Annotated in this window: 5 protein-coding genes; 4 read left to right on the forward strand and 1 reads right to left on the reverse strand. The window is 61.3% G+C overall.

Features of this window, described 5'->3' with window-relative positions; genetic code table 11:
• Positions 1 to 526: 526 nt before the first annotated feature.
• Positions 527 to 3,382: a pullulanase-type alpha-1,6-glucosidase gene (gene pulA, locus R6U20_RS00615; RefSeq protein WP_410335934.1), complete on the reverse strand. Its 2,856-nt coding sequence runs from the start codon at positions 3,380 to 3,382 to the stop codon at positions 527 to 529.
• 298 nt (positions 3,383 to 3,680) lie between these two features.
• Here pulA and R6U20_RS00620 point away from each other — a divergent pair, with 298 nt between their 5' ends.
• The 4 genes from R6U20_RS00620 to R6U20_RS00635 form a co-directional block, all read left to right on the forward strand.
• Positions 3,681 to 7,460 (forward strand): multifunctional oxoglutarate decarboxylase/oxoglutarate dehydrogenase thiamine pyrophosphate-binding subunit/dihydrolipoyllysine-residue succinyltransferase subunit, encoded by a 3,780-nt coding sequence (locus tag R6U20_RS00620; protein WP_410335935.1) that lies wholly within the window; start codon positions 3,681 to 3,683, stop codon positions 7,458 to 7,460.
• 285 nt (positions 7,461 to 7,745) lie between these two features.
• Positions 7,746 to 8,423: a hypothetical protein gene (locus R6U20_RS00625; protein WP_410335936.1), complete on the forward strand. Its 678-nt coding sequence runs from the start codon at positions 7,746 to 7,748 to the stop codon at positions 8,421 to 8,423.
• A 68-nt stretch (positions 8,424 to 8,491) separates the two neighbouring features.
• The gene (locus tag R6U20_RS00630; RefSeq protein ID WP_410335937.1) at positions 8,492 to 8,671 is read left to right on the forward strand and encodes a hypothetical protein; all 180 of its coding nucleotides are present in this window, start codon (positions 8,492 to 8,494) and stop codon (positions 8,669 to 8,671) included.
• A 126-nt stretch (positions 8,672 to 8,797) separates the two neighbouring features.
• Positions 8,798 to 10,304 (forward strand): hypothetical protein (locus R6U20_RS00635; RefSeq protein WP_410335938.1); only part of this gene is annotated, 1,507 nt, incomplete at its 3' end.

Raw genomic sequence — 10,304 nt, forward strand, 5'->3', positions numbered from 1 at the left:
GATCGTGCCACCTGTGCGAGGTAGGCGTTGAGATCCTTCCGCCGGGGGCGTCAGGATGACTTGGGGGGCGCGAACAACAGCTCGGCATTGTGAGGCGCTCTCTCCTCTGTCGTCATGCTGAACGCAGTGAAGCATCTCAGGATGACCTGTTGGAAAGCAATGCCGCCACGCCTGCAAAGGGGTGTCTGCAAAGGGGCGCCTGGTATGGGGCAGCTCGTGCCAACCGTGCAGGACAGGCCATAGGCATCCGATTCGAGGTTTCCTTAGCCCGAGGCATTAGGGAGGGGCCGGAGATGCGGGGATCGTGCCACCTGTGCGAGGTAGGCGTTGAGATCCTTCCTCCCGACTCCTGTCGGGAATCAGGATGACGTTAGGGTGTAAGGTAAAGCAGCAACCCCCAAATCGCTCCCCTCTCCAGGGGAGCGGCTTCGGGCGATGCGTTTGCACCTGTTTCTTCCTGCGCTAAACACGTACCACGGCGCGCCGTGTCCCTACGGTTTTTTTATCATCCTTGTAGCGTGGTCCTCTACCGGTCGTTGCACACAAAATCGCCGATGCCATCTGTTTGCGGCGCTACAAAAACAGACGCGCTGAGCGGCGGTACGGTGGCGGTGCCGTCATCGTAGGCGGCCTCTTGGAGCACAGGATCTACGCTCTCGGCCTGAATCGGGTGCAGCTCCAGATTGGGCAGGTCGCCCAGTCCGAGCGATGCCAGATCAATGGTGCGCGCAGAGCGATCGGCATTGAAGAGGACGAGCAGGCCGTCGTAATCAGCAGCAAACTCGAGAACGAGATTGCCGCCGAAGTCCTGGCACGCATCCCCAATCGTCATGGCAATGAGGCCCGGAATCTGGTCGGGGCCGGTGTTGTGAAAGGCTACGCTCTCGTTGATGAGATCGGCGGTTCCTATCTGGAAGAGTCCCGTGCTGTAGCGGATGGACAGTTGCTCCTGGAACACAGCGTGTGCCCGTTCCATGTGGTCGCGCTCAACGGTGTACGTGCTGTCGCGCAGGAACGAGCGCATCGCATCCCAGCGCGGCTCGTTGTCTCGGGCGTGCGGCAGTCCGCGCCCCCAGCCGTGGCGGTCGCGGCTAAAGTCGACCAGGTTGAACCAGTCGCCCGAGTCGTAGCTGTTGCGGTCGAGCGACTTGGAGCGCAAGAGGTCGGTGCCCATCTGAAAGAACGGCACGCCCTGCCCGAACAGGATAAACGCATTGTTGAAGGCATGCACCCGCACGCGCTCCTCCATCGAGAGGTCGCGGGGCAGCTTCGTCTGGGTGTTGTCCCAGAGCGTTTCGTTGTCGTGCTTGTCGATGTAGTTCACCGACTCCTGCGGCTGTTCGGCATATCCAATGTCTTCGTGGCTCCCGGTGACGACCCGGCCCGTGCGGTTTTCGTAGCGATACGACGCCAGGTTGCCCGCCATGCCCACGCGGATGCGGTCGGCGGCCTCCAAAAGCGCGTCTCGGGAGTCGCTGTCGGCATCTTCATTCGGAAATAGGTGCAAGCCATTGCCAAAGCCTTGCTGCCGCCCGGTATCCGTAAAATTACCCCCACGAATGGCATCGCGGATGCGGTCGTTGAAGTTGCCGATGCCGGTGCCGCCCATGTTGAACTGACGCGCCTGGTCGAACAAGCGGTCGTTAGCCACCTCGCCAAAGTTCCAGCCTTCGCCGTACAGATAGATGCCGTCGCCATCCACGCCGTGGTCGTCAAGCGTCAGGTCGGACAGCGCCTCCGTGATGTGCTCCATGACCGAGCGCGGGTGGTGGCCCATCAGGTCGAAGCGGAAGGCGTCGATCTTGTAGTGCGTGGCCCAGAGCCGCACCGAGTCGATGATAAAGCGCTCCACCATCGCGAACTCGGCGGCGGTGTTGTCGCAGCAGGTTGAGGTCTCAATGGCACCGGTCACCGGATCGTAGCGGTGGTAGTAGCCGGGTACCACCTGGTCGAACACGGCGTTATCGGCGAGGCCCGAGGCATGCGTATGGTTGTAGACCACGTCTTGCGCCACGTACAGGCCAATGTCATGAAGCGCACTCACCATTTCGCGCACCTCCAGCACGCGCTGGGCCCCGTCGGGCTCGGTGGTGTAGCTGCCTTCGGGCGCATTAAAGTGCACGGGATCGTAGCCCCAGTTGAATCCGTCGTACGCAGCCAGCCCCGCCTCGTCGTCGGGATGGTAATGCTCTTGGATGCGCGGGGTGGCCGGGTCCTCGGTCGCCAGTGAATCGAACACCGTGCGGATCGGCGTTTCGGCACCAGTGTCGCACCTGTCGGGGAGTGGCGGCTCCATTACATCGCAGAGATTACCGTACGCATCCGACAGTTCAATACGCTCGGACGGGGCTTCGCGCACCGTGCCAATGTCGTTGAAGGGCAGCAAGTGGAGATGCGTAAGACCTGCCTCCTGAAGACGCTGTAGATGCTGCATCCCATCAGAATCGGCGTGGGTGAAGGCGCGGTAGGTGCCGCGATGGGCTTCGGGCACGGTGCGGTCGTGGATGCTGAAATCGCGCAGGTGGGCTTCGTACACGGAGATGCTGGACGGACGGGGCTGCTCTTTCTGAATGGCATCCCAGCCCTCGGGTTTGAGCGATTCGTCGCCGTCCAGATCGACAAACTGGCTGTATCCGCCATCGGAGGCCAGGCTCATGGCGTAGGGATCGGTGACCGTAAAGGTGTGCACAGAGTCGGTGGCCGGGTGGTACACCTCAATCTCGAACTGGTAGAACGCGCGGTCCCACGAAGCATCGCCGTCGAAGCGCCAGATGCCATCATCGGGCTGTTCGGCAGCAGGCTCGATGGTATCGATGGGGCTCTTGTCAGCATCGAACAGCTTCAGGGTAACAGACTGCGCGGTGGGGGCCCACAGATGCACAGCAACGGTGCCGTCGTCGTTGTACTGCGGGCCCAGGGGGAGATCGGTGGCATAATACGAATCGAGTGCCCCCTGCCGCTGCACGAGCGTAGCCGCTATGACGGTGTCCTGGTCGTCGTAGGCGATGGCGACGAGTTGACTGCGCAGGGCCTGGGCAGCCGTGTTGTCTTCGAGGGGGCCAAGCGTGAAGGCGGGGGCATCGGCAATGGCGCGGAACGGAGCGTCGAGGCTGGAACGATCGGTGGGCGTGAGCGGCAGCCCCTTGCCTCCAGTGACCGTGCCGTTGGTTCCCTGAATTGCAGCGTCGGGGCTGTAGCGAAGCTCATAGCGGGCAGCGTCTGGCGCATCCACCCAGCGCACCTCGTTCAAGCTGACCCAGTGGGCAGCAGCGTTGTCAATGGTATCCGCAGACGCTGTTGTGGCGTATCCAGCCATGCATACAACGGGAAGAAGACCCGCTGTGAGTAATAGGGCGGGCAGAAGGGCAAGCAAACGAGGCATGGACAGAGCGCATTGAGGGGCGGGAGGACCTGTGCAAACTGCTTACAGGAAACGCAATAGACCGCACAGATGCCAATGGTAGGCTGGGGGATGCTCTGCACCGCCCTCAATCGTACGGAGGAGCGTCTACAAAACGGGGGCCATCAAGGCCCAAGACGGGGCCGGGTGCATCCCGCTTTCAACACCAGATGAACATGCGCAGGCGCACAGCACGGCACGAACCCTTGCGGGGCGGCTATCGTACGCCGTAGACAGCACTGACGCCGCACAACCTTCACCACAAATCTACGGGCCGCCTGTGAGTTCTCTTGGTTTCAATACGGGCTACATTGAAGAAATCTACAAGCAGTATCTGGACGATCCGCAGAGCGTGAGCGAGAGCTGGCGCGACTTTTTTGCGGACTATGAGCCGGATGCCTCGTTTGTGGCTGCATCAACGCCAGCCCCAGACGCAACGCCAGACGCCGTTCCTACCCCTTCTGATGCATCGGCGGAGCCGCCTGAAAGCGATTCCGCTTCGGAGGCGGCGTCCGACACGACGTCTGAGCCTGCACCCGACGCCACCACAGTTGACGTGCCCAAGAAACCGGCGCGTCCAGCTGGTGATGGGGCTGTAGCGCCCGTCACCCCAGCCTCGGCCCCCAGCGTGGCCGACAACGTAGAGGTGCAGGCGATGCGTGGCGCCTCCGCCAAGATTGTGGAGAATATGGAGGACAGCCTGGGCGTGCCCACGGCTACCTCGGCGCGCACGATGCCGGTGAAGCTGCTCCTCGAAAACCGAAAGCTGCTGAATGACTATCAGCGGCGCGTGGGCGGCGAAAAGGTGTCGTTTACGCATATCATTGCGTACGCGCTGATACAGTCGATGAAGAAGTATCCCGACATGTACAGCACCTTCCAGCGCGATGAGGAGGGTACGCCGCAGCACATTCAGCCGAACCAGATTAACCTGGGACTGGCCATCGACATCGAGCGCCGTGGGAAGCGTACGTTGCTCGTGCCCAACGTGAAAGATGCGGGGAGCATGAGCTTTGCCGAGTTCTTGGGCACCTACAACGACCTGATCAACCGGGCTCGCAACGGCGACCTGCAGCTGTCGGACTTCCAGAACACGACCGCGACGCTTACCAATCCGGGCATGATTGGCACCTCGATGAGCGTGGCCCGCCTGATGCCGGGGCAGGGCGTGATTGTGGGCGCGGGGGCTATTGGCTACCCGCCGGAGTACCGCGGCTACCCGGGCGATGTAGTGAGCAAAGCGGGTGTATCCCCGGTAATGACGCTCACCTCCACGTACGACCACCGCGTCATTCAGGGCGCCACGAGCGGCAAGTTCCTGAACCACATTGAGCAGCTACTGTCGGGCGAGGACGATTTCTACCGCACGGTGTTCGCTGATCTGAACGTGCCGTATCAGCCGTTCGAGATGTCGGCCGACACCACGCCACAACTCGGCACACGCGAGCCGGGCGACGACCTGGACATGACCGAGAAGCAGGCCGCCGTGCTCCAGCTGATTCGCGCCTACCGGGTGCGCGGGCACCTGCAGGCCGATGTGAATCCGTTGGGCTACGAGTGGCGCTACCATCCCGAGCTCGACCCCGCCACGTACGGCCTTACAGTGTGGGACCTGGACCGCGAGTTCATTACGGGGGGGCTGGGCGGCGAAGAGATGCTGCCCCTGCGCGATATTCTTTCCATTCTGCGCGAGGCCTACACCCGGAAAGTCGGGTCGGCCTTTATGCATCTGTCGAATACGGATGAGAAGAACTGGATTCAGGACCGCATTGAGCCGATGCGCAATGCTGATCCGCTTTCGAATGAGGAGCGCCGGCACATCATGGAGCGGTTGAATGCCGCAGAAGCGTTTGAGCGCTTCTTGCATACGAAGTACATCGGCCACAAGCGGTTCTCGCTCGAAGGCAGCGAAACGATGATTCCAATCATCGACACACTGCTGTCGGATGCGGCAGCGAACGGCATGGAAGAGGCCGTAATTGGCATGGCCCACCGCGGACGCCTGAACGTACTGGCGAACATTATCGGCAAGCCGTACGAGCAGATCTTCTCCGAGTTTGAGGGCAACATCGACCCGAACACCACGCAAGGCTCAGGCGATGTGAAGTATCACCTGGGTGCCGAGGGCTCGTTTACCGGCTTTACCGGCGACGACATCCGTGTCACGCTCGCTTCCAACCCAAGCCACCTTGAGGCAGTGAACCCGGTGGTGCAGGGCATGATACGCGCCAAGCAGGACCGCCTGCGCAATCACGATCCCCAAGCCGAAGACGATGCGCTCGACGCGGCCTTCCCGCTGCTCATACATGGCGATGCAGCATTTGCTGGACAGGGCGTTGTTGCCGAGACGCTTAACCTGAGTCAGCTGCTCGGATACAAAACGGGCGGCACGGTGCACCTGGTCATCAACAACCAGATTGGATTTACTACGTTGCCCGAGGATGCGCGCAGTACCACTTACGCGACCGACCTGGCCCGGGCTATCGAAGCGCCCATCTTCCACGTCAACGGCGACGACCCCGAAGCTTGTGTGCGCATTGCGCGGCTGGCGCTGGAGTACCGGCAGCGCTTCAACAAAGACGTAGTCATCGATATGATGTGCTACCGTGTCCACGGCCACAACGAGGGCGACGAGCCGACCTTTACGCAGCCACTGCTCTACGAGAAGATTGAGGAGAAGCGCTCCCCGCGTAAGATCCATACCGAGCAGCTGCTACGGCGCGGCGAAGTGGAGCCCGACGAAGCCGAGCAGATGCTTGACGACTACCGTGGGCGCCTACAAGAAGCGTTTGAACGCACGAAAGATCTAGACGAGAAAGACGCTGAAAAGATCATCGAGCAACGCGCGACGCGCAAGGGCGATGCACTGCTGCCAAGCGTCGAAACCGGCGCCGAGCGTCCGCATCTGGAACGCGTCGTCGAAGCACTCACCGATCTGCCCGACGACTTCAACGTGCACCGCAAGCTGCGTAGGCAGTTTGGGAAGCGCAGCGATCTCTTCCACGAGAAAGAGCGCATCGACTGGGCCTTTGCCGAATCGCTTGCGATGGGATCGCTCCTGCAAGAAGGCACACCCATCCGCATGAGCGGCCAAGACACGCGCCGCGCTACATTCAGCCAGCGGCACGCCGTTCTCATCGACCAGGAAGACGGCAGCGAGTACACGCCGCTCAATAACCTGTCGGATGATCAGGCGAAGCTGCTGGTTTACGACAGCCTGCTCTCGGAATACGCGGCCTGCGGCTTTGAGTATGGCTACTCGGTCGAAGAGCCCAGCGCGCTGGTCGTGTGGGAGGCACAGTTTGGCGACTTCGCAAACGGCGCCCAGATCGTGTGGGATCAGTTTGTGTCCAGCGCCGAGCAGAAGTGGGGGCAGACCTCCAGCCTCGTGGCACTGTTGCCACACGGCTACGAAGGTCAGGGGCCGGAGCACTCCTCCGCGCGCCTGGAGCGCTACCTGCAGATGTGCGCTGAGCAGAACATGATCGTGGCGAACTTTTCAACGCCCGCGAACTACTTCCACGCGCTGCGCCGCCAGGTGAAGCGCGATGCAAACAAGCCGCTCCTCATTATGACGCCGAAGAGCTTGTTGCGGCATCCGCTCTGCGTATCCACCCCGAATGACTTAACGAGCGGCGGCGTACAAGAAGTCATTCCCGCCACTGCCGACCCCCTCGGCGTGAAGCGGCACGTCTTCTGCAGCGGCAAGGTCTACTACGACCTGGTACGCGCGCTGGAGAATGAAGAGGAGCTGCGCGATCAGATTGCGATTTCGCGGATCGAGCAGTTCTATCCGTTCCCGAAAGAGGATGTACGCGAAGAGCTCAAGCGCTACCAGTCGGCCCAGGATGTGATCTGGCTCCAAGAGGAGCCCGCCAACATGGGGGCGTGGTCGTTCCTGCAGCCGCGCCTCAACGCACTGCTGGAGGCTCTGCACGGCACCTGCGAAGAGCGCGCGCAGTACATCGGGCGCCCCGCCAGTGCAAGCCCGGCCACCGGCTCTGCGAAGGTGCACAAGCGCGAGCAAGAAAACTTCATTGCCGACGTGCTCGACGTGTAAGGACGCCCCAACATACTGGTCAAAACGAACACGCCGAGCGGTGCCTGCGGGCATAGCTCGGCGTGTTTTTGTACGGCGTACAAAGCGCCTGCCCGTGGTAGAACACTCGGCTACAGATGCGCTCTTGATCCTCGGTCAGCGCTACGCATTCCACCAGCCACACCGGACGGTTTTTGAAAGAGATGTTGCAAACGTGAATCGTAGGAGACTTGAATACAACCTATATACGTTGCATATTAACTTTACAACTAATTTTGGTTGTGAAAATATACCTTCTCCAAAGCTATGTACGCAGTGCTCACCGGCGACATTGTGGACTCCAACACAGCTTCGGCTTCTCTGATTGCCGAGGCGCTGCACGATACGTATCAGCGTGTGCAAGCTGTATACGAGGATGCACTGCCTTACCCACTCTCCGTATTTCGCGGCGACAGTTGGCAAATGGTGATTCCCGATCCAGCGCATGCGCTCTCGGTGTCCGTTCTTTTTCGTGCAGCCCTGCGCACCGAGCTTCAGCGCGATACGCGCATTGCTTGTGCAATTGACACGGTGGACACACTTGATCGCAATCACATAACAGAAAGCACAGGCGCTGCGTTTACCCGTTCGGGAACAGCCCTCGATGCCCTGGAAGCGCCCTACCGCATGCAGTGGCTTCTGCCCGAGGCCGCCTCGCCTCCGGTACAGATCGCTGCCGCCGCTCTCGCCGACTTAGCCGATCATATCATTATACACTGGACCGACGCGCAAGCCCAGGCTGTCTCCCTGCGTCTGTCTACCTGGCTACGCAATGGCGACACCTCGCAGCGTGCGTTGGCGGAGCAGTGGCATCCTGCGCCGATCACACAGCAGGCGTTCAGCAAACACCTGCAGCACGCCCACTGGCCACGGGTGCGCGATGCACTGCATCAGTACCGCACCCTTGCTCCACACCTGTCCTCCCTATCCATCTCAAACGCATGATGCCCTTCCTGGCAATTGGACTGCTCATTACCGGTGGCACCCTCGTTGTGTATGGCGGCGGGTAGTGGATGCAACGCATGCTCGCCCCATACAACGACGAGTTCAACGATACAGGTCTTGATGAAGCCGGACGGTTGATCGGATATGCCGAGTACATCATTATTGGCACGCTCTTGAGCTTTGCATATGCTGTTACGCTCTCCTATGTCGTGCGTTTACTACTACACGCCGTAGGCATAACGGGATGAGCAAGCACTGGCAACCCCATCCCGTTGCACGACACGCCCACTCACCACATTCCCATTGCAGCTGCTGCATCGTCTTTGTAGGTTGGATGCACCGTTTGGTCTCCCCCATTGAATCTGGTGCTGTTGATGCGCATTGTTTCGCCCCGTACGTGCTGGACGCTCACCCTCGGCTTGCTGCTGGCCTTGTGCAGCGCTTCGCTCGCGCATGCACAGCAGGTGCTCGACCACGACGACTACGCCATCTGGAACCAGATGCACACGCACGCCCTGGCGCCCAACGGCGCGTCGGTGCTCTACGTGCTGGGTCCCGAGCAGGGCAACGACACCCTGCGCGTCGCTCAGTCCGACGGCACCCCTTTGCTGGATGTGCCGCGCAGCGCCCACGACGCCCAGTTTACGGCAAACAGCCAGCACGTCGTCACGCGCATCGTACCGCCCACCGACACTGACGACGAGGACGCGCCCGACTCGCTCGCTGTAGCCTCTGTCGACACGGGCGAGGTGGAGCGCATCCCCGACATTGCCTCGTTCCGGCTGCCCGAAGAAGGTGGCAACTGGATCGCGTACCGCCAGGCCGATACGACCGATGCCGATGCAGACGACGCATCCGAAAACGCTGACTCCGACACCTCCGACACGCGCGAGGATGTCGGGTCTACACTGGTCCTGCGTTCGCTGGAGAGTGGCGAGGAACGTAGCTACGAGCACGCAACCGACGAATACGCGATGTCGCCCAACGGCGCCTGGCTCGTCTTTGCCCGCGCCACGCCCGACAGCACAGACGACGGCGTATTTGCCGTGCCTACCGAAACCGGGGATGCGCGTCCGCTGCTTACCGGACCCGGCAGCTACACCCATCTCACCCTCGACGAAGACAGCGAGCAGGTCGCCTTCCTCACTAACCGCGACGACGTTGATGCCGAAGCCATCTCTGCCGACGCATCTGCCCATACGCTCTACCACGCTTCGCTTGCTGAAGATGCGGAGCGCGTTGCCGGATGGAGTACCGACGGCCTCCCCGACGACTGGTGGGTGAGCGAGCACGGATCGCTCTCGTTTTCGGACGACGGCACGCGCCTGTTCTTCGGCACCGCCCCGCAGCCGGCGCCCGACACCACCGCTACGCTTCTTGACGAGCCCGTGGAGGTGGACGTGTGGCACTGGCAAGACGAGCGTCCGCAGAGCGTGCAGCTGAACGACCGCGACGACGAACTCCAGCGCAGCTACCAGGCGGTAGCTCATCTCGATGACGACAACCGCATCGTACAACTCGCCACCGAAGAGCGTCCCGAAGTCGAAGTGGGCAGCAATGGAAATGCAGATCGTGCCGTGGCGAACACCAGTCGCCCGTATCAGCAGGAAATGTCGTGGGATTTTCCGTCGTATCACGATGTGTACCTCATCAACGTAAACACGGGCGATGCGCGGCAGGTGCAGGAGCGTATCCAGGCCGAAGCCGAGCTCTCGCCCGAAGCCGAATACCTGACGTGGTGGGACGGCACTGCCGAAACGTGGTGGGCGCAGTCCGTCGAGGCAGGCAGCACGCCGGTCGATCTGGGGCAGGCCATTGACGCGCCGCTCTACAACGAAGACCACGACCTCCCCGCCTCCCCGTTTCCGTATGGATCCGCAG

Origin of the sequence: Longimonas sp. (assembly GCF_046498435.1) — a bacterium.
In the GTDB taxonomy this organism is placed as follows: Bacteria; Bacteroidota; Rhodothermia; order Rhodothermales; family Salinibacteraceae; genus Longimonas.